Source organism: Roseibium sp. Sym1 (assembly GCF_027359675.1).
GTDB lineage: Bacteria > Pseudomonadota > Alphaproteobacteria > Rhizobiales > Stappiaceae > Roseibium.
This window is the reverse complement of the sequence record NZ_CP114786.1, coordinates 303,745-326,979: the sequence shown is the minus strand read 5'-3', so window position 1 is coordinate 326,979 and position 23,235 is coordinate 303,745. Positions and strand designations below refer to the sequence as shown.

Below are 23,235 nucleotides of genomic sequence, written 5' to 3'. Positions count from 1 at the left end.
TGTTATTGGTTCACCTGATGCTGGCGCGTAGTGATCCGGTCAATATTCTTCAATATAACGAGTTAAAGAGAAATGTTTAAATAAGGGGGATTAGGAAAAAGCTCGGATTACTATAGGTAGTTTTAACGATTTTTCTGCCGTGGAGGGGGAATTCCTTGCGGAAAGAGGTGGCTTGACCTGAAAAAGGCAATCGGTCGATCCGCGCGCTTGAAATGGGAATCCCGCTCGGTCTCATGGTCCTGCCGGGGTTCCTGTCTGCGGTGGTAACTCGCCGGTCGGCGGAGACAATACTGGTTGGTGCAGTCCGGCGAACCCGGCCGGCGCCATGTGAGCCGGCCGGGATCCGGTTACGAAAACGACTCGATCAAGACAAATATCGGGCAGACCAGCAGCGGCACGAATGTCAGGATCATGCCAAGGGCACGGCCGTTTCCCCAGCCGGAGGTCACCAGGACACTGTAGTGCAAGACCCTGCCCAGAAGGAAACCGCCACCGACGATCCACAACAACAGGTTTGGTGCACCGCTCAATTCGGCAGCTGCCATGGACAGCAACACCATCGGCACTGTCTCGGTGAAATTCATCTGCGCGCGCATGCGCTGGATCAGCGTCTGGTCACCTCCGTCCAGGAACTGGATGCCGGTCTTAAGCCGGCGATAACCGACAAACACTGTCATAGGTACCTGCATCAGGGCGCACACGGACACAAAGACAATGGTGACCGGCAACGCGGGAATCGTTTCCATAGGGGACTCCAAATCTGGTCTGTGAAAAACGGCGGACGGCCCCGGCCTGTCCGCCGAGGCCATTTACTAGGCAGCCGGAGCTTCATAGGTGATGAGGGCAATGACACCGCCGACCGGGTCGACGATCGTCGCCATGCGGCCGACGCTCGGGACGCTGAAGGGTTCCATCGCGATGGTGGCGCCGAGCGATCTTGCCTTTTCGACACGGGCATCGACGTCGTCGACGGTGACATAGGGCAGCCAGCGCGGTGTGTCGGATGCTTCTGGGGGGAAACCGCCGATCTTGTCCTCGCCATTGACGATCACGGAATAGGTCATGCCCGGCATTTCCATGTCTTCCGTTCCCCAGTCAAGAAGACTGGAATAGAAGGTCTTTGCCTTGCCGCCGTCGCCGCTGTGCAGTTCCATCCAGCTGAAAGCGCCATGGGTTTGCATAGGATTGCTCATTTCTAATGTCCTTGTGCTCGAAACAGTCGCCTGGGTCGGTCCAGGTGATCAAAGGACGATGCGCAGTTTGCAGATCCGACAGGGTCGGGAAAATTTTCAGAATTTTTTTGAAAGGGGGTCAGGCAGGCGCTTGTCCTGCGGAGAGGTTGTCCAGTTTTTGTCGGATGTGGTTGCGCTCGACATCTGTGCCGGCAAGCGCGAGAGCGTGGCGGTACGCATGGCGTGCCTCGTCATATTGGCCGAGTTCTGACAGGAGAGAGGCCTTGACCGTGTGAAAGCCGGGATAGCGCTCCAGCGGTGCCGCCAGAGGCTGTAATCGTTCGAGGCCTTCTTCCGGTCCCATGAGTTTCGCGAGAACGACGGCCCGGTTCAGCGCGACCACCGGTGAGGGACGAAGGATTTCCAGCGCCCGGTACAGCCGTTCGATCTCGTGCCAGTCGGTCTGGTCATAACTGGCGGCGCGCGCATGGGTCGCGGCGATGGCCGCCTCGATCTGGAACGGTCCGGGGCGGGGCCGGCGCAGCGCCGCCTCCAGGAGGACGCTTCCCTCGGCGATCGGCTTGCGGTCCCAGAGCGATCTGTCCTGATCCTCCAGCGTCACGGCTTGGCCGTCCGGGCCGAGACGCGCATGACGCCGGGAATGCTGGATCAGGCAGAGCGCCAGCAGCCCCCGCAATTCCGGCACTTCCGGGAACAGGCGCACCAGCAGGCGGGCAAGGCGGATCGCCTCCTCGCACAGGGTTTCGCGGATCAGCGCGGGTCCTTGCGAAGCCGAATAGCCTTCGTTGAAGACAAGATAGATGGCGTTGGCGACGGCCGAGAGCCTTTCGGCGCGGCCCGATGCGTCCGGCACTTCATAGGCCAGCCGCGCTGCCTGCAGCTTCTTCTTGGCGCGGGTGATGCGCTGTTCCATGGTCTTTGGCTGCACCAGGAAGGCCCGGGCGACTTCCTCGACCGTCAGGCCGGCAACCACCTTGAGCGACAGCGCGATCTGCTGGTCCTTGCGCAGGACCGGGTGACAGCAGGTGAAGAAAAGCCGCAGGACATCGTCCCGGTAGATGGCGTGATCGATATCCTCGCTCAAACTGTCTTCCGGATGGGCACCGTCGAAGGCCGGTTCCAGGTCTTCCGGCGCCGCGAGGGTTTCTCGACGGCGCTTGCGCAAGGCGTCGATACCGGCATTGCGTCCGGCGACGATCAGCCAGGCGACCGTGTCGGCCGGCAGTTGATCGGGCGACCAGGATTTCAAGGCCTTGAGCGAGGCTTCCTGAAACGCGTCCTCGGCGAGATCGATATCCCCGAACACGCGGTTCAGCGCGGCCAGGGCGCGCGGGCGGGCTGCCTTAAGATGCGTTGATAACCAGGCGCTCGGCATTCTTGAAGTCGGCTCCTTCGAAGAATTCCACCGGCCGGATTTCGACGCGGCCATGATCAAGTGGCAGGATTTTCACGGCGTCGATCGCCTCTTCCAGATTGGCGCAATCGAGCAGATAAAAACCCATGAACTGCTCCTTGGTCTCCGCGAAGGGACCGTCGGTGACGACAAATTCGTCTCTGTCCCGGCTGATCGTGATGGATGTCCCGGTCGACATCAGCTTCGTCGCCGCGGCGAAATTGCCGTTGGTCTTGGTGTGTTCGTGAAAGGCGCCGTGTTTTTCCAAAAGCGCGTCGTGTTCTTCCGGCGAGAGAGCGTCGATGAAGTCTTCATTGGCGTAGATCAGGACGGAAAAAAGCATCTGGGGTCCTCCGGTTCCAAAGGGGCGTTGCCCAAGGAACGTCCACGAGGGAGCTTAGCCGACAGGCGCGGCGAAGAAAAACGAATTGCCTGTATATTTTGCCGAGGCGCATGAGGGGACGAGACGGCCCGGCACATACGCTCTCAGGCGTTTCCGATCAGAACGCCGGCAGCAAACACGAGGGAGCCTCCCAGAACGACCTGGAAGGCGGCGCGCAGGAACGGTGTGTCCATGAACCGGTTCTGGATCCAGGCAATGGCCCACAATTCCACAAACACGATCAGGGCCGCCACGGTGGTCGCCGTCCAGAAATGCGGGATGAGATAGGGCAGCGCGTGTCCCAGGCCACCAAGCGCCGTCATGATGCCGGAGGCGAAGCCACGCTTGACCGGCGAGCCGCGTCCGGAAAGGACACCGTCGTCATGGGCGGCTTCCGTGAAGCCCATGGAGATCCCGGCACCCACCGACGCCGACAGGCCGACCAGAAATGTCTGCCAGGTGTCCTGGGTCGCAAAGGCGGCAGCGAAGATCGGGGCAAGGGTGGAGACGGAACCGTCCATCAACCCGGCAAGCCCAGGCTGCACATAGGTCAGAATGAACTGGCGGCGCTCGGTCTGCCTTTCCTCGTCTCGAACGCCTTCCGGCGTGTGTTCGAGGCCAAGGCGTTGCGCCAGGCTTTCATGACCCTTTTCAGCCATGGCCAGGTCACCCAGCAGCTTGCGGGTGCCTGCGTCGGAGGTGCGTTTGGCGGCCTCGATGTAAAACCGGTAGGCCTGCGCCTCCATGTCCTCGGCCATCGTCCGGACCTTGTCCAGCCCGAGCGGGCGCACGAGCCAGTCCGGTTTGCGCTCGTAATAGCCGCGGACATGTTCGCGGCGGATCAGCGGAATCGTGTCGCCGAAGCGGGCGCGGTGCTGGTCGATCAGCTGCTGCCGGTGCTGGTTCTCCTCGTCCGCCATGTCTTCGAAGACCCTGGCGGATTGCGGGAACTGATCGCGCAGGCCGTCGGCATAGGCCTTGTAGATCCGCGCGTCGTCCTCTTCCGAAGATATCGCGAGGGCGAGTATTTCCTGTTCGGTGAGGGAGGAAAAATCCCGCTTTCCAAACCCGAAAACCCGCCTGAGCATCCCGCCTCGCCTAACAGCTGTCGATCAAACCGCCTGCGTCGCCTTCCCTTTGCTGAAACCCGGAAGGGGACAGCGTTGATTTACGCCTCCGGAGGAGGACGTTGGCAAGTGCCAAATGACGGCAAACGGGAAACCGGCCCGGCTACATGTTGACGCATCTGGCGTGCACGCGGCCGGCCCGTTTCCGTTTTCAGCCGAGCCAGCCGTCCCGTTTCAGGACCCGGTAGGTGTCGTTGAGTGTCTTTTCGGCCGTCGCCACCAGGTGGTCGGCCTCCTCGTGGGAAAGCACCAGCGGCGGCGAGATGATCATGCTGTCGCGCACCGCGCGCATCACCATGCCGTGTTCGAAGGAGATGTCCCGGCACAGCAGTCCCGGTACGCCGACATCCTTGAATGTCTTGCGCAGGTCGGACTTGTCCGGAACCAGTTCCAGCGCGCCGACCAGGCCGGTCATGCGGGCTTCGCCGACCAGCGGATGGTCGCCCAGCTTCAGCCAGCGTTCCTTCAGGTAGGGGCCGATGTCGGTCTTGACGCGGTCGACCAGGCTTTCGCGCTCGATGATCTCCAGGTTGGCAAGGGCTGCGGCCGCGCACACCGGATGACCGGAATAGGTATAGCCGTGATTGAAATCCTCGCCGGCCAGCATCAGTCCCTCGGCGACACGGTCGGACACCAGAACGCCGCCCATCGGCAGGTAGCCGGAGGTCAGGCCCTTGGCGATCGGCATCAGGTCCGGTTCCATGCCGTAATAGTCCGCGCCGAACCATTCACCGAGCCGGCCAAAACCGCAGATCACTTCGTCGGAAACGAAAAGAATGTCACGCTCCTTCAGGATGCGGCGGATTTCCGGCCAGTAGGTGTCCGGCGGGATGATCACGCCACCGGCGCCCTGGATCGGTTCCGCGATGAAGGCGGCGACCTTGTCCTCGCCGATCTGGTCGATGGCTTCTTCCAGCTTGCGGGCCATCGCGACACCGAAATCGTCCGGGCTCATGTCCTGGCCTTCTCCGAACCAGTAGGGCTGGTCGATGTGATGCACACCGGCCACCGGCAGGTCGCCCTGTTTGTGCATCGCCTTCATGCCGCCGAGGCTGGTGCCGGCGAGGGTCGAGCCGTGATAACCGTTCCAGCGCCCGATGATCACTTTCTTGTCCGGCTTGCCGACCTTGTCCCAATAGGTGCGCACCATGCGGAACACGGTGTCGTTGGCCTCCGAACCGGAGGAGCAGTAGAACACCCGGTTCATGTGGGCGGGCGCCAGGCTTGCCAGCTTTTCCGACAGGGCGATCGCCGGCGGATGGGTCGTCTTGAAGAACGTGTTGTAATAGGCCAGCTCGTTCATCTGCTTGTAGACCGCGTCGGCGATTTCCTTGCGGCCGTGACCCACCTGCACGCACCACAGCCCGGCCATGCCGTCGAGGATCCTCTTGCCGTCCGAATCCGTCAGCCAGACGCCGTCGGCATGGGTGATCACCCGGCTGCCCTCGTCGTTGAGGCTTTTCATGTCCGAGAACGGATGCCAGTGATGGGCCGCGTCAAGCTCTTGCAGCGCCTTGGTCGGATAGATGTTGGAATGGGCCGTCATGGCAATTGCTCCAGGAAAATACGCTCGATAATTCAGACATTGAGCAGGAGATATTCCCGCTCCCAGGGGCTGATCACGGACATGAAGGTTTCGAATTCCTCGTATTTGATGGCCCGGTAGGTGGCGACGAAGGTTTCGCCGAAGACCTCGACCATTTCTTCGGATTTCTCGAACCTGGCCAGAGCCTCCGGCAGGCCGCGGGGCAGGGACTTTGCCCGTTCCGAGCAATCGTCCGCCTTGGGGCTGTCCGGTTTCAGGCCCTTGACCATGCCGAGATAGCCGCAGGCGAGGCTGGCGGCGATGGCGAGATAGGGATTGGCGTCGGAGCCCGGGACACGGTTTTCCAGGCGCCGTGCCTGGGGGTTGGAATAGGGCACACGCAGTCCGACCGTGCGGTTGTCATAGCCCCAGTAGACATTCACCGGTGATGTCGAGGCCTTGGAAAAGCGCCGGTAGGAGTTCACGAACGGCGCCATCACGGCGGTGACATGCGGCAGGAATTTCTGGTGACCGGCGATGAACGAGAGGAATTCGGGCGTCTCCTCGCCGTTGTCGCCGGAAAAGATGTTCTTGCCCGTCTCCCTGTCGACCACCGACTGGTGGATGTGCATGGCCGAACCGGGCTGGTTGGACATCGGCTTGGACATGAAGGTGGCGTACATTTCATGCCGGAGCGCGGCTTCGCGGATGGTGCGCTTGAACATGAACACCTGGTCTGCAAGGACCAGCGGATTGCCGTGGCGCAGGTTGATCTCCATCTGCGCCGCGCCTTCCTCGTGGATCATGGTGTCGATTTCGAGGCCCTGCTGTTCCGACAGGTCGTAGATGTCGTCGATCAGGTCGTCGAACTCGTTCAGCGCGGAGATCGAATAGGACTGGCGGCCGACCTCCGGGCGTCCGGAGCGGCCCCTGGGCGGTTCCAGCGGGTAATCCGGGTCGGTGTTCGGACGGACCAGGTAGAACTCGATTTCCGGTGCGACGACCGGTTCCCAGCCCTTGTCTTCATAGAGCTTCAGGATCCGCTTCAGGACGTTGCGCGGCGCGGTCTCAAGCGGTTCGCCCTTTCTGGTATAGGCGTCATGGATGAGCTGCGCGGTCGGATCGCTTTCCCACGGAACGGTGGTCAGCGTGCTGTAGTCCGCCCTGAAATAGAGATCGCCGTCGATGGGATTGTGCTGGAACCGGTCATCGTCCTCGGGATAGTCGCCGGAGATCGTCTGGGCGAAGATCGAGGCGGGCATGGTCATCACCGGGCCCGAAAAGAACTTTCCGGTCGGCATCATCTTGCCGCGTGCCACGCCGGCGATGTCCGGCACGATGCACTCGATGTCCTGGATGTTGCGCGCGTTGAGCCAGTCCTTCGCGGCCTCTTCGTTCGGCACGCCGCGCAGGCTGTCGATCGGGGTGGCGCCGTCACTGGCTGGCGTTTCGGAAGTCACGAGTAGCTCCAAAGGGTTGGCGGGGGCTGGTTGCCTCTTGCGGGAACCGGGCATGCCGCGAAACTGGAAAATCAATTTGTGATCACAAAATGGCACGGCTTGCGCATGGGATCAACAGCCTCATGCGTCGGCGAGGATTTCCTTGCCAAGAAGACCCATGCCATCGGTGATGTCGGCGGAGATCGCGGCGCGCAGCGTGGTGGTGTCGGACTGCTCGATCGCCCTGATGGCTTCCTTGTGCTGGTCGACCAGGCTCGCCGTGCCGACGCGGCCGTAGACGGTGCGCATGAAGGGCGCGAATTGCAGCCACAGACTGTCGATCAACGGCAGCAGGACCTTCGAGCCGGAGGCCCTGTAAATGCGGAAATGAAAGGCGTGGTTCAGCCGCATATAGGCTTCCGCGTCGCCGTCGGTCAGGCGGGCGTCGATGTCGTCGTCGATCGCCTTGAGATCCGCCGCGTCCTTTGCGGTCAGGTGCGGCAAGGCCAGCGCGGCAAGTTCCGGCTCCAGCAGCAACCGTGCCTTCATGACCTCGTCGAAGCGCGCCGGCGTCATGTCGGGCACCTGGACGCGGCCATTCGGCTTGACCTCGAGCGCGTTTTCCGCGGCCAGCCGTTGCAGCACTTCGCGCACGGGCATGGGGCTGACGCCGAGTTCGGCGGCAAGCCCCCTGATCGTGACGGCTTTTCCGGGAATGAAGCGCCCGGTCAACAGGCCGGAGCGAACCGCGTTGTCGACCTGTTCGCGGGTTGCTCCCCGGGAGGAGGCGGGGGCCGCGTCAACCTTGGCCGGGCCGGATTGCAATGCGGAGCGCAGGACGGGCAAGAAAGAATGTCCTCCTTCTGTGTCGGGAGATCGAATTTCGTGATCCCGCTTGACAGTGTTTCTGGAAAGTGATCACATTTTTGGAAAGGACGCAAACAAAAGCTTATGCCCGGTTCGCTACAGCGTGAAGGGCATGATCGGCAGTCGCAGGGGCGAGTAAAAAACCAAAATGAACGAATTACCCCACCAGATCCTGGAACACCCGGCCGAGGCCGGCTGGGAGGTTGATTTCGATGCCTTCATGGCCGCCCACCCGGACCTGGACACGCTGGAAGTGATCCTGCCGGACACCAACGGCGTCCTGCGCGGCAAGTGGCTGCCGGGCAAGGCCCTGCCCAAGGTGTTCGAGGGTGGCGTCGCCTTTCCCTATTCCCTGTACGGACTGGATGTCTGGGGCCGCGAGGTCGAGGCGACCGGCATGCATCTGGAGACCGGCGACAAGGATGGCGTCTGCTGGCCGATCCCCGAATCCCTGAAGCTGGTGCCGTGGACGGACCGCAAGACAGCCCAGGTGCTCTTGTCCATGTATGACCGCGACGGCGCACCATTCCTGGCCGATCCGCGCCACGTGCTGGAAAACATGGTGGCGCGCCTGAAGGACGAGTACGGCGTTACCGCCACCTGCGCCTTCGAGCTGGAATTCTACCTCTTCGAGGAAAGCGACGGCGACTGGACCGAGCAGCCCAAGCCGCTGTTTTCCACCCATCTCGGCCCGGCGCGCCAGAACATGTATGCCCTGTCCGACCTGGAGGCCCTGCTGCCCGTCGTCGACGACCTGCGCAAGGCCTGCGAGGCCCAGGGCATTCCGGCGGATGCCGCCGTTTCCGAAGCCGCCCCCGGCCAGTTCGAACTGAACCTGCACCACCGCAACAATCCGCTGCTGGCCGCCGATGACGTCGTCCTGCTGCGCCGCCTCGTGGCCGGTGTTGCCCGCAAGCACGAGCTGAAGGCCTCCTTCATGGCCAAGCCCTTCGTGGAATGGCCGGGCAACGGCATGCATGTCCATGTCTCCATGGAAGACGGGAACGGCAACCTGTTCGCGGATCCTGAAAAGGGCCCCGAGCGGCTGGGATATGCCATCAACGGTCTCCTGAAGACCATGCCCGAGGCGCTGCTCCTGTTCATCTCGACCTTCAACGGATTCCGCCGCATGCAGCCGGGGTCTTATGCGCCGGCCTCGATCTGCTGGGGCTATGACAACCGGTCGGTGGCGCTCCGCGTGCCGGCCTCCAGTCCGGATGCCGCACGGGTGGAACACCGCATCGCCGGGGCGGATGCCAATCCGTATCTGGTGCTCACCGGCATCCTGGCCGGCATGATGGAAGGGCTGAAGCAGAAAAAGGATCCTCCGGCGCCGGTCACGGGCAATGCCTATGAAAAGCGCAAGAAACGGCTGACGCCGTGGATGGACGAGGCCATCGACGCCTTCGAGGCATCGAAGCTGATGAAACAGGCCGTCGGCAAGGAGATGCACAAGGTTCTGACGGAGATCAAGCGGGAGGAACTGAACGAATTTGGGCGCGAGATTTCGTCCCTGGAACGCCAGACCTATTTGTGATCTGGAGGCGCCCAAAATCGATGCTGGACAAAGTTCGGCACCATAGCCAATCTGCGGGACAGACAAGACGCACAACAGCGCGAATGTCCATTTGTAATCAGGGACTAGGCCCAAAAAGGGGCTGCGAAACAAACTCTGAGGGGAGTTCTCAAATGACGTTTAAATCCATGTTGACCGGTGTCGCCGTTCTCAGCCTGATGAGCGGCGCGGCACTTGCCCAGGACCGGGTCGTCAATGTCTACAACTGGTCGGACTATATCGACGAATCCATCCTGGAAGACTTCACCAAGGAAACCGGCATCAAGGTCGTCTATGACGTCTTCGACAGCAACGAGGTGCTGGAAACCAAGCTTCTGGCCGGCGGTACCGGCTACGATGTCGTCGTGCCGACCGGCACGTTCCTGGCGCGGCAGATCCAGGCCGGCGTGTTCGCGCCGCTGGACAAGTCCAAGCTGACCAACCTCGACAACATGTGGAAGGACATCGAGGCACGGGTCGAAAAATACGATCCGGACAACGCCCACTCGATCAACTACATGTGGGGCACCACCGGCATCGGCTATAATGTCGAGAAGGTGAAGGAAGTGCTCGGCGAGGATGCACCTGTCAACAGCTGGGACCTGATCTTCAAGCCGGAGAACATCGAAAAGCTGGCCGAGTGCGGCGTTCACATGCTCGACGCGCCGGCCGAAATGATCCCGGCGGCCCTGAAATATTCCGGCTTCGACCCGGACAGCAAGGACCCGGCGGAAATCGAGAAGGCGGGTGAGCTGCTCAAGACGATCCGTCCGAGCATCCAGAAATTCCACTCCTCGGAATACATCAACGCCCTTGCCAACGGCGACATCTGCGTGGCCATCGGCTGGTCCGGCGACGTGCTCCAGGCGCGCGACCGTGCCGCGGAAGCCGACAACGGCGTGACGGTGGAATACACCATTCCGAAGGAAGGTGCCCAGATGTGGTTCGACCAGATGGCGATCCCGGCCGACGCGCCGCACATGGAAGAAGCGCATGAGTTCCTCAACTACATCATGCGTCCGGAAGTCATGGCCAAGGCGTCCAACTACGTCTACTACGCCAACGGCAACAAGGCGTCCCAGGAATTCCTCAATGAGGATGTCATCGGCGATGCGGCGATCTATCCGGACGAGGAAACGGTCGCCAATCTCTACACGACCACCCCGTATCCGCCGAAGGTCCAGCGCATCGTGACGCGCACCTGGACCGGTGTGAAGAGCGGTCAGTAAGCTTGGAAGCGCCGGGTCCGTGACGGACCCGGCGTTTCTGCTTTGGATGAATCTCTTAGGGGTGGGGGATTGTTTTGGCGAAGAAATCGATCGGACCGGTGCGCAAGGAATTCATGCCCTGGGAGGATCCCGGCCAGGTGCCCTTCATCGAGTTCCGCAATGTCACCAAGAAATTCGGTGATTTCACTGCGGTCAGGAACCTGTCCCTGAAAATCTACGAACGCGAGTTCTTCGCGCTGCTCGGCGGGTCCGGCTGCGGCAAGACCACCCTGATGCGCATGCTCGCCGGCTTCGAGACGCCGACCTCCGGACAGATCTTCCTGGACGGTCAGGATCTCGCCGGCATTCCGCCCTATCGCCGCCCGTCCAACATGATGTTCCAGTCCTACGCGCTGTTCCCGCATATGAGCGTGGAAAAGAACATCGCCTTCGGTTTGCAGCAGGACAGGATGCCGGCCTCGGAGATCGCCGACCGGGTCGCGGAAATGCTGCGCCTGACCAAGCTGGAACAGTTTGCCAAGCGCAAGCCGCACCAGCTTTCGGGCGGGCAGCGCCAGCGCGTTGCGCTGGCACGCTCGCTCGCCAAGCGGCCCAAGGTTCTTTTGCTCGACGAACCGCTCGGTGCGCTTGACCGCAAGCTGCGCGAGGAAACCCAGTTCGAACTGATGAACCTTCAGCAAGAGCTCAAGATGACCTTCCTGATCGTGACCCACGACCAGGAAGAGGCCATGACGGTCGCCGACCGGATCGCGGTGATGGACAAGGGCGAGCTGGTCCAGGTGGCGACGCCCGGCGAAATCTACGAGGCGCCGAACTCGAAATTCGTTGCCGACTTCATCGGCGACATCAACCTCATCGAGGCGACGGTCACCGAAAAATCGGACGCCGGCACGAAGCTGCGCTCCGTTGCCGACAATTTCTCCATCGACAGCGATCAGGTCACCGATGTCGGTGTCGGCGAGCGGGTCTGGTATGCGATCCGGCCGGAAAAGGTCCGGATCGCCCAGGGCCGGCGGGAAAAGGGTGTGCCCAACCGGATCGACGGCGTGGTCTGGGACATTGCTTATCTCGGCGACGTCTCCATCATCCATGCCAAGGTCGGTGAAGGCGACCACGACACGCTGCGCGCCACCTTTGCCAATGTTTCGCGCATGGTCGAGAACCCGATCACCTGGGATGACGAGGTGGTGCTGTCCTTCGACCGCGACGCCGGCGTCATCCTGACGGGCTAGGAGGGGACATGGCCGAAGAACACGTCGTATCCCCGCCCAAACGAACGCTTGGCGGCTGGCTGCTGATCGCGGTCCCGTACCTGTGGCTGCTGGTGTTCTTCCTGGCGCCGTTCCTGATCGTCTTCAAGATTTCCCTGTCGCAGGTAGCGATCGCCATTCCGCCCTATACGCCGACCTTCGATCCGGGCGAGGGCTGGCAGGCTTTCCGGGATGGCGTTTCGGAGTTCTCGGCCGAGAACTATCTCTGGCTGACCCAGGATGATCTCTACTGGAAGTCCTACCTTTCCTCGGTGATCATCGCCGCCATCTCGACATTCCTGACCCTGCTGATCGGCTACCCGATTGCCTATGGCATGGCCCGCAGCCCGCAGTCGCTGCGCCCGACCCTCCTGATGCTGGTGATCCTGCCTTTCTGGACAAGCTTCCTGATCCGCGTCTATGCCTGGATCGGCATCCTGAAGAACGAGGGGCTCCTCAACCAGCTGCTGCTCTCGCTCGGCCTCATCAGCGAGCCGCTGACCATCCTGAACACCAACATCGCCGTCTATATCGGCATCGTCTATTCCTACCTGCCGTTCCTGGTGCTGCCGCTTTACGCCAGCCTTGAACGGCTCGACGGCAGTCTGCTGGAGGCGGCCGAGGATCTGGGCTGCCCGCCCTGGAAGGCGTTCTGGAAAATCACCCTGCCGCTGTCGCTGCCCGGTGTCATCGCCGGCTGTTTCCTGGTCTTCATTCCGGCGGTCGGCGAGTTCGTCATTCCGGACCTGCTCGGCGGATCGGACACGCTGATGATCGGCAAGACACTCTGGAGCGAGTTCTTCAACAACCGCGACTGGCCGGTGTCCTCTGCGGTGGCCGTGATCCTTCTCATGATCCTGGTGATCCCGATCGTGCTCTTCCAGAACCAGCAGCAGAAAATGTCGGAGAAGAACGGATGACGCGCGGCCCGACCTGGTTCAACATCACCTCGCTGGTCCTGGGGTTCTCGTTCCTCTACCTGCCGATCGTGCTGCTGGTGATCTATTCCTTCAATGAAAGCCGCCTGGTGACCGTGTGGGGCGGGTTCTCCACCAAGTGGTACGCCTCGCTCCTTGAGAACGACCAGTTGCTCGACGCCGCCTGGGTCACGCTGCGCGTGGCCTTCGCCTCGGCAACGATCGCGACGGTCTTCGGCACGATCGCGGCTCTGGTGCTGGTGCGGTCGGGGCGCTTTGTCGGACGCTCGCTGTTCTCCGGCATGATTTTCGCGCCGCTGGTGATGCCGGAAGTCATTCTCGGCCTGTCGCTGCTGCTTCTGTTCGTGGCCATGGACACGGCCCGCGGCTTCTGGACGGTGATGCTGGCGCACACCACCTTTGCCATGTGTTACGTGGCGGTGGTCGTCCAGTCGCGGCTGGTCGGCTTCGACAAGTCCATCGAGGAGGCGGCCGAGGATCTCGGCTGTCCGCCGGTGAAGACCTTCTTCCTGATCACCCTGCCGATCATCCTGCCCGGCGTGATCGCGGGCTGGATGCTGGCCTTCACCCTGTCGCTCGACGACCTTGTGATTGCCAGTTTCACCACCGGTCCGGGGGCGACGACGCTGCCGATGAAGATCTATTCCCAGGTGCGCCTCGGGGTCACGCCGGAAATCAATGCGGTCTGCACCATCCTGGTAGGCCTGGTGACCGTCGGCGTCATCGCGGCCTCCATCGTGACTAAGCGCCAGCAGGTGCAACGCGAACGCGACGAACGGGCAGCCTTCGGGGCGGAAGGCTGACCGCCACAAGGGGAGCCGGTACGCCTTTCTTTGCCATGCGCAACAGATTTTTTAACACTACCATGCGAATTTGAATCAGGGGATACTGCACTTAATGGGTGTATACCCCTGTAGGATTTGTCAGTGGAATGGTGTTCGATGGTTTGGCTCGGGTCAGAGCAGCGGTTGTCTTTGGACAAAGACCCCCGGTCTTCCATTTTTTTCCGTGCGCTTGAGGCGCCCACGCTTCGGGAAATGCGCGGCCTGTGGGAATCGCTGCGCGGGAAGAGCGTATCGACGCCTTTCCAGACACCGGAATTCCTCTTTGCCTTTCAGGACACGCAGTGCAATCCGGGGGAAACGGATTTGTCCGTTATCAGTTTCAGCGACCGGGAAGGCTGTGACGCGCCGTTCATGCTGCTGCCGCTGGTGAGATACAGGCGCGGGCCGTTGCGGGTCGTCGGGCTGGCGGATTTCGGCCTTGCCGACCAGAACGCCCCTGTTCTTGCCGCCGGAATGCCTGCGCCCCCGACCCCTCTTGCCGAAGCCGTCGGAGCCTATCTGGCAGGTCTCGACGGCGTCGACCTGGTCGACATGCCCAAACTGCATTCCCACATCGGAGAGCGGAACAATCCGTTGTTTTCGCAACCGGACACGATCTCCGAAAGCAACACGCTTCGGCTGGAACTTGCAGCAGGGGGCGACACCAGCGCCTGGCGCAGGAAATCGATCTACAAGAAAGCCAGGTCCAAGTTCCGCAGGCTGACGGAAGAAGGGGTTCGTCTGGTCGAGGCCGCAACACCCGCGGAGCGGCTAGCACTTTTCAGAACCCTGGCGGAACAGCGCAACGACCGGTTCAGCCAGCTGGGCCGCGAGGACAGCCTGACGCGACAGGAGAGGCTGAATTTCTACGAGTGCCTTGCTGCCCTGGAAACATCTGAATGTCCCTTCACGGTTCTGGCGCTCGAGCGCGGTGATGAAATCGTGGCCACCCTGGTCCTGTTGAAGAACGATCTCCAGGCCACCGCGGTGCTTGTCTCCATAGGCGATGCCAGGTGGCACGGGTATTCCCCGGGCATGGTGCTCTTCGCCAAGGCGATCGAGTGGGCATCGGAAAATGGCGTCAGGTGGTTCAGTTTCGGAACCGGCCAGCAGGACTACAAACAGAGATTTGGCGGCCAGCCGCAGGAAACCCGCCGCCTTCTGATGCCGCTCAATTCCCGCGGGCGCCTGTTCCTGCGGGCGAGGGAAGCGCACAGGACAGCGCAGGAGTTGCTGCAGATTGCGATCGGCAAAAACGGACTGAGGACATGATTGCGGATTCGTCAGGCAAGGCGGCTGTGACGTCAGGTTCTTGTGAAGGGGGGCGTGAAGATGGGGCCATCCGCGTCACCAGGCACGAACAGCCGTCGCTGGACAGTCTCAAGGCGCTCTGGAGCAGTCTGCCGGGAGGAGCGTTGCATACGCCGTTTCAGTCACCCGGGTTTGTCGATGCATTTCAACGTCATGTCGCTCCTGCGGCCGGCGCACGGTCCTGGATCCTTTCGGCTTCCATGCCGGACACACATGAACTTGGCGCACTGCTGCCTGTCATTGCGTATCAGAGAGGGCCGGTAAGCGTGCTGACTATGCCCGACCTCGGGCTCGCGGATCAAAATGGCCCTGTCCTGAGCCGTGAACTGGCAGCTCGTCCGCATTTGGCGAAGCGTCTGTGTGACGCGCTCGTGGCGGCCCTCGGCACCGCTGATCTTGTCGATGTTCAAAAAATTGGCCCCCTGATTGGCGAAGTGGACAACCCGCTCTTTCACCTGGCGAGCACGGTTGAAGCCGGCGGGATACTGGTTTTTGAAGCCGAGGATCTGGCGACGATCGAAACGCGATTTGGCAAATCCGTCTACAAGGAGGCGCGGACCAAGTTTCGCAAGCTTCAGCAGGCCGGCGTCAATCTCGTGGAAGTCAAGGAACCCGCGGAGCGCCTCGCCAACCTGGGCATGCTTTTGAGACAGCGTGCGGACCGGTTCGCTTCGCTCGGGCGGGAAGATTCGCTCCAGGATGAAGGCCGTGTCGCGTTCTATCGTGCGCTTGCAGCAAGTCATGACCCTGACAATCCTTTGAAGATCCTGGCCCTGAAGAAGGAACAGGAGGTCGTCGCGACGGTTGCGCTCATGGCGCATGGCGACATCGCAAATGGCGTGCTTGTCTCGATGGGAGATCCGTCCTGGCGTCGTCTGTCTCCGGGAACCGTCCTCCTGGTCCAGTCGATCCTCTGGGCGCGTGACAGGGGGATCCGGAGTTTCAGTTTCGGGACGGGGCTGCAGGCCTACAAGCAAAGGTTCGGCGCAGTCCAGCGTCCGTGCCGGCGGCTGCTTCTGCCGACCAGCCTGAAAGGCAATGCCTTCGTGAAGGCCCTGCGGGCGAAACAGGCCGCCAGGGCAATCCTGGAAACCATCCAGAAGACAGGCCAGGCCCCGAGGGCCAGTTGACCGTGGAGGCACTTGCGGAGAGATACGTCTCCGGTCCGGGTCAGCTCGAGCGCGGCGGCTGGAACAGATAGACCAGCAACCAGACCGGCACGACGATGAAAGCGCCCAGGATCATGTTCGGAATGGCCCAGTCCCGGAACTGGATCATGTAGATCCAGAGCTGGATCGGGCTGAGGCCGACCGAGCCCAGAATGTCTTCCGCGCCGATGTTGACGAAAGACAGACCCGCGCCGACGAGCAGGGAAAACACTGCGATCTTCAGGACTGTCGACAGGAACGGGTACACAGCGGGCGATATCTTTCAAACTGTTGGCCTGGCCGCGAAGCCTGCAAGTCTCGCATCGCAATATCCGCGCACCTACCCCCGGATTCTTGGTCTTAAGAATTTACAAACCATAAACATCTTGGCAGAAATCCGGGAACTGGTGGTTTTTGGAGCCCTCGAACGGCCGGTGCGGCAGGCAAATCGATTAAGTGACGCCGCACTCATGTTTTTCGCTGCAATGCGGCAAAGAGAACTTGACCGCGTCGGACCGAGCGGCGAATGTGCGCCTCACGCATCTAGCGGTCTAAACTGGGAGTGAAACATGAACAAAATTTATCCGGACGCGAAGGCTGCCCTGGAGGGGCTGACCTTTGACGGCATGACGGTCATGGCCGGCGGGTTCGGCCTGTGCGGCATTCCGGAAAATCTGATCGTGGCGCTCCGGGATTCCGGAGCCAAGGACATCACCGCCATTTCCAACAATGCCGGTGTCGATGACTTTGGTCTGGGCCTTCTGCTGCAGACCCGCCAGATCAAGAAGATGGTGTCGTCCTATGTCGGCGAGAACGCCACGTTCGAAAAACAGTACCTGAACGGCGAGCTGGAACTCGAGTTCAACCCGCAGGGCACGCTGGCCGAGCGCATCCGCGCCGGGGGTGCCGGTATTCCGGGCTTCTACACCAAGACCGGTGTCGGCACGCTGATCGCCGAGGGCAAGGAACACAAGGATTTCAACGGCGAGACCTACATCATGGAGACCGGCCTGGTCGCCGATGTGTCCCTGGTCAAGGCCTGGAAGGCCGACAAGGAAGGCAATCTGGTCTACCGGAAGACCGCCCGCAACTTCAATCCGATGATGGCGACCGCGGGCAAGACCTGCGTGGTCGAGGTCGAGCAGCTTGTCGAGGTTGGCGAACTGGATCCGGACAACATCCACACCGCCGGGATCTTTGTCGACCGGATCATTGTCGGCAGCCACGAAAAACGCATTGAAAAGCGCACAACGCGCGCAGCCTGAGGGAGAAAACATCATGGCCTGGACACGTGATGACATGGCAAAGCGCGCAGCGCAGGAACTGGAAGACGGCTTTTATGTGAACCTCGGCATCGGCATTCCGACGCTCGTCTCCAACTACATTCCCGAAGGCGTTCATGTGACCCTTCAGTCGGAAAACGGCATGCTCGGCATGGGGCCGTTCCCGACGGACGACGAGGTCGATGCCGACCTGATCAATGCCGGCAAACAGACCATCACCGAACTGCCCCAGACGAGCTATTTCTCGTCCGCCGACAGCTTCGGCATGATCCGTGGCGGTCATATCGACCTGTCGATCCTCGGCGCCATGGAAGTGTCCGAGGAAGGCGATCTCGCCAACTGGATGATCCCGGGCAAGATGGTCAAGGGCATGGGCGGCGCCATGGACCTGGTTGCCGGCGTCAAGCGCGTCGTGGTGATCATGGACCACACCTCCAAGGCAGGCGACCCGAAGCTCCTCAAGGGCTGCTCGCTGCCGCTGACGGGCGTGAAATGCGTCGACCGCGTGATCACCAATTTCGGCGTCTTCGACGTGGTCGAAGGTGGTCTGAAGGTCGTCGAACTGGCGCCGGACGTGACCCTGGAAGAGGTCAGGGAAAAGACGGAAGCCACCGTTCTGTCCTGATCGTCTTGCACCAGTCGTGACGAATGAGCGCGAGGGCGTCCGCAGGCAATGCGGGCGCCCTTTTCTTTTGCGGGCCCCATCCTTTTGCGGGGGCCATGTCCTTGCCCTGCCGGTGCAGCCCGGGAACAGGGCGCGAGAGCTATTCGGCGGCGGCGCTGTCCCGGCGTTCGGCGGCAGGCCGGATGGCGGGGAAGTCCTGGTCGGTAAGCGTTTCCTTCGACAATAGCAGCTCTGCGCCGGCGTCGAGATCCTTGCGATGGGCCTCCAGCAGTTGCCTGGCACGCGAAAAGGCGGCCTCGACCCGTGTCTTGATCGCCAGATCGATTTCGCGCTGCGTCTGGTCGGACACTTCGACAAGGTCGCCGGCGGGCTGGCCGAGAAAGTTCTGCCGCTGCGCGGAGTAGACGCGATTGCCGAGATCGGCCTCCATGCCGTAGCGCATGACGATGTCACGGGCGACCTCGGTGACTTTCTGCAGGTCGTCCGAGGCGCCGGTGGAGATCTCGCCGAAGATGATCTGTTCGGCGGCGCGGCCTCCCATCAGAACGGCCATCCGGTTTTCCAGGTCCTGTGTCGACAGGAGAAACCGGTCCTCGGTCGGCCGCTGCATCGTGTAGCCAAGGGCGCCGACACCGCGCGGGATGATGGAGATCTTGTGCACGGGATCGCAGCCTTCCAGGTTGGCGGCGACCAGGGCATGGCCCATCTCGTGAAAGGCGACGGTCCTGCGTTCCTTGTCGGAAAGGATGCGGCTGCGCTTTTCAAGGCCGGCAATCACCCGTTCGACGGCCTCGTTGAAGTCCTTGAGCGTGACGGCGTCTGCCTTCCGGCGTGTCGCCAGCAGGGCGGCCTCGTTCACAAGGGTGGCAAGGTCGGCACCGGAAAAGCCGGCGGTCAGCTGGGCGATCTGGTCGAGATCGGTTTCGGCCGCAAGCTTGATCTTCTTCACATGCACGTCGAGGATCGCGCGCCGGCCGATCTTGTCGGGACGGTCGACCAGCACCTGGCGGTCGAAACGCCCGGCCCGGAGCAGTGCCGGATCAAGAATTTCCGGCCGGTTGGTGGCCGCCAGAAGGATGATGCCGCTGGAAGGATCGAAGCCGTCCAGCTCGGTCAGCAGCTGATTGAGGGTCTGTTCCTTCTCGTCGTTTGTGCCCATCGCGCCGCTTGCGCGGGCCCGGCCAAGGGCATCCAGCTCGTCGATGAAGATGATGGCCGGGGCCGCCTTGCGGGCCTGTTCGAAGAGATCGCGCACGCGTGCGGCGCCGACACCGACGAACATTTCGACGAATTCGGAGCCCGAAATGGAGAAGAACGGCACACCGGCCTCGCCGGCCACGGCCCGCGCCAGCAGTGTCTTGCCCGTCCCGGGAGGACCGACCAGCAGGATGCCCTTGGGCACATGCGCCCCCAGCCGGCCATAGGACTTCGGGTCCTGAAGGAAGTCGACCACCTCCTTCAGCTCCAGCTTGGCCTCATCGACACCGGCGACATCTTCGAAGCGGACATTGACGTCTTTTTCAACGAAGACCTTCGCCTTGGACTTGCCGACCGTCATCATGCCGCCGAGGCCCTGCTTTTCCGCGAACTTGCGGATGAAGAACATCCACAGCCCGAACAGCAGCAGCACCGGCAGGACCCATGAGAGAATGTCGCGGATGATGGTGTTCTGGACGACGCCGGTGAATTTCACGTCGTACTTGCTGAGTTCCTCGGCGAGGGGGACTTCGACACGGGTGGTGATGAAATATTGTTTGCCGTCCTTGAGCGGTTCCCTGAACTTGCCCTCGATCACGTTCTCCTTGACCGCGATCTCCTCGATCTTCTTGTCCTTGAGATACTGCTCGAACTGGCTGTAGGGGATCTGCTCGACGGTCTTGTAGGCCGTCCACCAGCTCTGGAACATCAGCACCAGCATCATGGCGATGAAGGCGTACCAAAGATTGATCTGGTGTTTCTTTTCCATTCGCGGTGTCCCGGCAATGATCAGAAGAATTGGGCCATTGGGAAGGCTTGGCTGCGTGCTGTCAAGCCGTCAGCCGGACGGTGACGGTTGTTGTCCGGGAAATCAGACCGCCGGTCCCGGCTGGCGCTTGGAGAGCCGCGTGCGGAACGAGGATGCGCTGGTGCGGGCCAGGTAGATCACCGGGATCAGGCCGACCAGGACGATGGCCAGCGAGGGCAGGGCGGCCTCCTCGAAGGCTTCTCGTGAGGCAGCCTCGAACACGGTCGTGGCCAGTGTTTCGAAATTGAACGGCCGCAGCAGGATCGTGGCCGGAAGTTCCTTCATGCAATCGACAAAGCTGAGCAGGGCGGCGCTGAGCAAAACGGGTTTGAGGATCGGCAGATGGATCTGGGTCAGCGTCTGGCCGCTGTTGCGGCCGAGCGTGCGCGCCGCCATGTCCAGATGCGGGCTGATCCGGCCGAAGCCGCCCTCCACCTGGCCGTAGGACACTGCCAGGAAGCGGACCACATAGGCATAGACAAGGCCCGTGCCGCTGCCGAGCAGCAAGAGACCGGTGTCGATGCCGAACCAGGCTTCCATGCGGGCATCCAGGAAATTGTCGAAAGCCGCCAGCGGGATCAGGATGCCGATCGCCAGAACGGTTCCAGGAATGGCATAGCCGATCGAGGCCAGCCGGACCGCCCCCTTGAGCGGCCCCTTGGCATTGAGGCGCAAGGCATAGGCCAGCGAAACGGAAATCAGCACCGTCAGCAGTGCCGCAACGGCTGCCAGGCTGAAGCTGTTCCAGATGGTGGCCAGGAACCCTTCGGACAGCGCATCCTCGAGCCGGCGGCTGGCCCGGTCCGCCAGCAACAGACCCGGCACGACAAAGCCGACGAAAATGGGCGCCAGGCAGAGCAGGAGGGCGAGGCCCGCCTGCGGCGGGGCCAAGTCGAAGCGCGTTGGCGGGCGTTGCTTGGCGTTGCCGCTGTCAAAGCGCTGTTTGCGGCGCCCGAACCGTTCCAGCCACAAGAGCAGGAACACCATCAGGAGCATGGCCAGCGCCAACTGGGCCGCGCCGCCGAGGCTCGACCGGTTCAGCCAGGTGTCGTAGACGGAAAAGGTCAGGGTCTTGACGCCGAAGAACGTCACCGCGCCGATGTCGTTGAGACATTCCATCAGCGCCAGGGAAATGCCGATGGCAATCGCCGGGCGTGCCAGCGGCAGGGCGATGCGGAAGAACAGGCCATAAGGCGACGCGCCAAGCGTGCGCGACACGTCCAGTGTCGAGGCCGACTGAATCAGGAAACTCGCCCGGGTTGTCAGGTAGACATAAGGGTAGAGAACCGCCCCCATGACGAAGATGGCGCCGCCAAGCGAGCGGATCTCCGGAAACCAGTAGTCCCGCGAGGTCTTGAAGCCGAACAGATCGCGAATGAGGCTCTGGACCGGACCGGTATAGTCCAGCACCTCGACATAGGCGAAGGCGACGATATAGGTCGGCACGGCAAGCGGCACGAGCAGCGCCCAGTCCAGCAGGCGCCGGCCGGGAAAGTTGCACATCGTCACCAGCCAGGCGGTGGTCACGCCGGTGACACCGGTCGTCAGGCCGACGCCGAGCATCAGGAGCAGGGTGGTCTGAACGGAGCCCGGCAGAACGGTTGCCAGCATGTGCCTCCACACGTCGCCGGCCGGTGTCAGGGCAATCCACAGGATTGCGCCAAGCGGCAGCAGCACCAGCGCGGCGATTGCGATGGCGGTGGCCTGCCAGAAACGGTCGACAATGGATTGGGTGGGCGTGCGCAGCAAGGGCGGACTTTTCTTTGAGAACGGTTCGCAGGAAGCTCTACCGGCAATTTCGGAAAAATGCAAAAAGCGCCGCTGGAGAAGCGGCGCTTTTCAAGGTGCTGATAAGAGGCCTTGCCTCAGGAGGCGGGGCCGTCGTCGAAACCGACCTTGTCGACCAGTTCGCTGGCGGTCTTGCGGTTCTTGGCAACCTCATCGAGCGGAAGGGCGTCCGGGGTCAGCTCACCCCAGCTTTTGACACGCTCGGAGACATCCACGCCCGGGGTCACCGGGTATTCGAAATTGCTGTCTGCGTAGATCTTCTGGGCTTCCGGCGACGACAGGAATTCGATCAGCTTGACCGCGTTGTCCTTGTGCGGTGCATGCTTGGTCAGGACGACGCCGGCCAGGTTGACATGGCTGCCCCGGTCTTCCGAATTCGGGAACAGGATGCGCACGCTGTCGGCCCATTCCTTCTGTTCCGGCTCTTTGTCGTTGGTCTGCATCTTGCCCATGTAATAGGTGTTGCCGAGCGAGATATCGCATTCCCCGGCATAGATGGCCTTGACCTGGGCGCGGTCGTTGCCGGCTGGCTTGCGGGCCAGGTTGTCACGCACTCCGGCAAGCCATTCCTCGGTTTCCTCGGCGCCGTGATGGGCCACCATGGAAGCGATCAGGCCGATCGTGTAGACATGCTGGCCGGACCGGGTGCACAGGCGGCCTTTCCATTTCGGATCGGCCAGCTCCTCATAGGTGATGCTGTCCTGCTCGACGCGGTCCTTTGAGGCATAGATGACACGTGCGCGGTTGGTCAGGCCGACCCAGTGGCCTTCCGGATCACGGTACTGCGCGGGGATGTTCCCGTTCACGATGTCGGAAACGACCGGCTGGGTGATGCCTAGCTGCTTGGCGCCGTCCAGGCGGCCGATGTCGACGGTCAGGAGCACGTCTGCCGGAGAGTTGTTACCTTCCGCCGCGATACGCTCTCCCAGGCCCTTGGAGGCAAAGACGACGTTGGTTTTGATACCGGTCTCGGCCGTAAAGGCATCCAGAAGCGGCTGGATCAGGAACGGCTGCCGGTAGGAATAGATGTTCACTTCGCCGTCGGCATGGGCCGGTACGGCGATGGACGCTGACGTCAGTGCAAGGGCACCCGCAAGGGCGCGGAGTGTGGCACGCATGAAATTCTCCCAGTCATCTGGTTGTTCTTGCCTTGAGGCAGTGGTTCAAGGCTTGGCCGGGAATATGTCGTGAAGGCCGGATGAAGTCAATAAATCAAACAAAATCAATAGTTTAGAATGATTCAAAACTAACTGGAGATTGATACTCCACATTTTATCGAAAAAGTGGAAGAAAAACAGGAGTTTAAAACTCGACTTTAGATCACGTGGAAGCGGGGAAAGGTCGGAGCAGCCT

21 protein-coding genes are annotated in these 23,235 nt (G+C 61.7%); 9 read left to right on the top strand and 12 right to left on the bottom strand.

The genetic code is table 11. From position 1 onward, the window contains the following. Positions 1 to 347: 347 nt before the first annotated feature. The 8 genes from O6760_RS01490 to O6760_RS01455 all read right to left on the bottom strand — a co-directional run bounded on the left by O6760_RS01490 (position 348) and on the right by O6760_RS01455 (position 7,905). Positions 348 to 746 carry an MAPEG family protein gene (locus tag O6760_RS01490; protein ID WP_269583726.1) on the bottom strand — a complete coding sequence of 133 codons (399 nt, stop codon included), beginning with the start codon at positions 744 to 746 and terminating at the stop codon, positions 348 to 350. A 66-nt stretch (positions 747 to 812) separates the two neighbouring features. Then, positions 813 to 1,193, bottom strand: a complete 381-nt coding sequence (locus O6760_RS01485; RefSeq protein WP_269583725.1) for a VOC family protein — start codon at positions 1,191 to 1,193, stop codon at positions 813 to 815. Positions 1,194 to 1,311: 118 nt separating this feature from the next. After that, the gene (locus tag O6760_RS01480; protein ID WP_269583724.1) at positions 1,312 to 2,568 is read right to left on the bottom strand and encodes an RNA polymerase sigma factor; all 1,257 of its coding nucleotides are present in this window, start codon (positions 2,566 to 2,568) and stop codon (positions 1,312 to 1,314) included. Further along, on the bottom strand, positions 2,537 to 2,929 hold the full coding sequence (locus tag O6760_RS01475) for a YciI family protein (RefSeq protein ID WP_269583723.1): 393 nt from the start codon (positions 2,927 to 2,929) through the stop codon (positions 2,537 to 2,539). The genes O6760_RS01480 and O6760_RS01475 overlap by 32 nt, the downstream gene beginning before the upstream one ends. A 143-nt stretch (positions 2,930 to 3,072) precedes the next feature. After that, positions 3,073 to 4,056: an iron exporter MbfA gene (gene mbfA, locus O6760_RS01470; RefSeq protein WP_269583722.1), complete on the bottom strand. Its 984-nt coding sequence runs from the start codon at positions 4,054 to 4,056 to the stop codon at positions 3,073 to 3,075. 190 nt (positions 4,057 to 4,246) lie between these two features. Beyond that, on the bottom strand, positions 4,247 to 5,641 hold the full coding sequence (locus O6760_RS01465; protein ID WP_269583721.1) for an aspartate aminotransferase family protein: 1,395 nt from the start codon (positions 5,639 to 5,641) through the stop codon (positions 4,247 to 4,249). Positions 5,642 to 5,673: 32 nt separating this feature from the next. Continuing rightward, complete coding sequence (locus O6760_RS01460) at positions 5,674 to 7,080, bottom strand: glutamine synthetase family protein (protein ID WP_269583720.1); 1,407 nt, start codon at positions 7,078 to 7,080, stop codon at positions 5,674 to 5,676. A 120-nt stretch (positions 7,081 to 7,200) separates the two neighbouring features. Beyond that, positions 7,201 to 7,905, bottom strand: coding sequence for a GntR family transcriptional regulator (locus O6760_RS01455; RefSeq protein ID WP_269583719.1), 705 nt, complete (start codon positions 7,903 to 7,905; stop codon positions 7,201 to 7,203). Between the two features lie 169 nt (positions 7,906 to 8,074). Here O6760_RS01455 and O6760_RS01450 point away from each other — a divergent pair, with 169 nt between their 5' ends. The 7 genes from O6760_RS01450 to O6760_RS01420 all read left to right on the top strand — a co-directional run bounded on the left by O6760_RS01450 (position 8,075) and on the right by O6760_RS01420 (position 16,163). Next, positions 8,075 to 9,463 carry a glutamine synthetase family protein gene (locus O6760_RS01450; RefSeq protein WP_269583718.1) on the top strand — a complete coding sequence of 463 codons (1,389 nt, stop codon included), beginning with the start codon at positions 8,075 to 8,077 and terminating at the stop codon, positions 9,461 to 9,463. A 152-nt stretch (positions 9,464 to 9,615) separates the two neighbouring features. Beyond that, positions 9,616 to 10,710 (top strand): polyamine ABC transporter substrate-binding protein, encoded by a 1,095-nt coding sequence (locus O6760_RS01445; RefSeq protein ID WP_269583717.1) that lies wholly within the window; start codon positions 9,616 to 9,618, stop codon positions 10,708 to 10,710. Between the two features lie 113 nt (positions 10,711 to 10,823). After that, positions 10,824 to 11,942, top strand: coding sequence for an ABC transporter ATP-binding protein (locus O6760_RS01440; RefSeq protein ID WP_269586196.1), 1,119 nt, complete (start codon positions 10,824 to 10,826; stop codon positions 11,940 to 11,942). Between the two features lie 8 nt (positions 11,943 to 11,950). After that, entirely contained in the window at positions 11,951 to 12,880 is a 930-nt protein-coding gene (locus O6760_RS01435) for an ABC transporter permease subunit (protein WP_269583716.1), read from the top strand. Continuing rightward, positions 12,877 to 13,701 carry an ABC transporter permease gene (locus tag O6760_RS01430; RefSeq protein WP_269583715.1) on the top strand — a complete coding sequence of 275 codons (825 nt, stop codon included), beginning with the start codon at positions 12,877 to 12,879 and terminating at the stop codon, positions 13,699 to 13,701. Before O6760_RS01435 ends, O6760_RS01430 begins: the two co-directional genes overlap by 4 nt. A gap of 345 nt (positions 13,702 to 14,046) precedes the next feature. Continuing rightward, the gene (locus O6760_RS01425; RefSeq protein WP_269583714.1) at positions 14,047 to 14,994 is read left to right on the top strand and encodes a GNAT family N-acetyltransferase; all 948 of its coding nucleotides are present in this window, start codon (positions 14,047 to 14,049) and stop codon (positions 14,992 to 14,994) included. Next, positions 14,991 to 16,163, top strand: a complete 1,173-nt coding sequence (locus O6760_RS01420) for a GNAT family N-acetyltransferase (RefSeq protein WP_269583713.1) — start codon at positions 14,991 to 14,993, stop codon at positions 16,161 to 16,163. Before O6760_RS01425 ends, O6760_RS01420 begins: the two co-directional genes overlap by 4 nt. Before the next feature lie 40 nt (positions 16,164 to 16,203). Here O6760_RS01420 and O6760_RS01415 read toward each other — a convergent pair whose 3' ends face one another. Further along, entirely contained in the window at positions 16,204 to 16,413 is a 210-nt protein-coding gene (locus O6760_RS01415; protein WP_269583712.1) for a DUF6460 domain-containing protein, read from the bottom strand. A gap of 337 nt (positions 16,414 to 16,750) precedes the next feature. Between O6760_RS01415 and O6760_RS01410 the strand changes: the two genes are divergently transcribed. Next, positions 16,751 to 17,446: a CoA transferase subunit A gene (locus O6760_RS01410; RefSeq protein WP_269583711.1), complete on the top strand. Its 696-nt coding sequence runs from the start codon at positions 16,751 to 16,753 to the stop codon at positions 17,444 to 17,446. A gap of 13 nt (positions 17,447 to 17,459) precedes the next feature. Then, positions 17,460 to 18,089, top strand: a complete 630-nt coding sequence (locus tag O6760_RS01405; protein WP_269583710.1) for a CoA transferase subunit B — start codon at positions 17,460 to 17,462, stop codon at positions 18,087 to 18,089. A gap of 139 nt (positions 18,090 to 18,228) precedes the next feature. Here the strand turns inward: O6760_RS01405 and ftsH are convergent, their stop codons facing one another. The 3 genes from ftsH to O6760_RS01390 all read right to left on the bottom strand — a co-directional run bounded on the left by ftsH (position 18,229) and on the right by O6760_RS01390 (position 23,000). Further along, a complete protein-coding gene (gene ftsH, locus O6760_RS01400; RefSeq protein WP_269583709.1) occupies positions 18,229 to 20,055 on the bottom strand; it encodes an ATP-dependent zinc metalloprotease FtsH in 1,827 nt (608 codons plus the stop codon). 102 nt (positions 20,056 to 20,157) lie between these two features. Beyond that, positions 20,158 to 21,843, bottom strand: a complete 1,686-nt coding sequence (locus O6760_RS01395; protein WP_269583708.1) for an ABC transporter permease — start codon at positions 21,841 to 21,843, stop codon at positions 20,158 to 20,160. Positions 21,844 to 21,959: 116 nt separating this feature from the next. After that, positions 21,960 to 23,000: a Fe(3+) ABC transporter substrate-binding protein gene (locus tag O6760_RS01390; protein ID WP_269583707.1), complete on the bottom strand. Its 1,041-nt coding sequence runs from the start codon at positions 22,998 to 23,000 to the stop codon at positions 21,960 to 21,962. Positions 23,001 to 23,235: the final 235 nt, after the last annotated feature.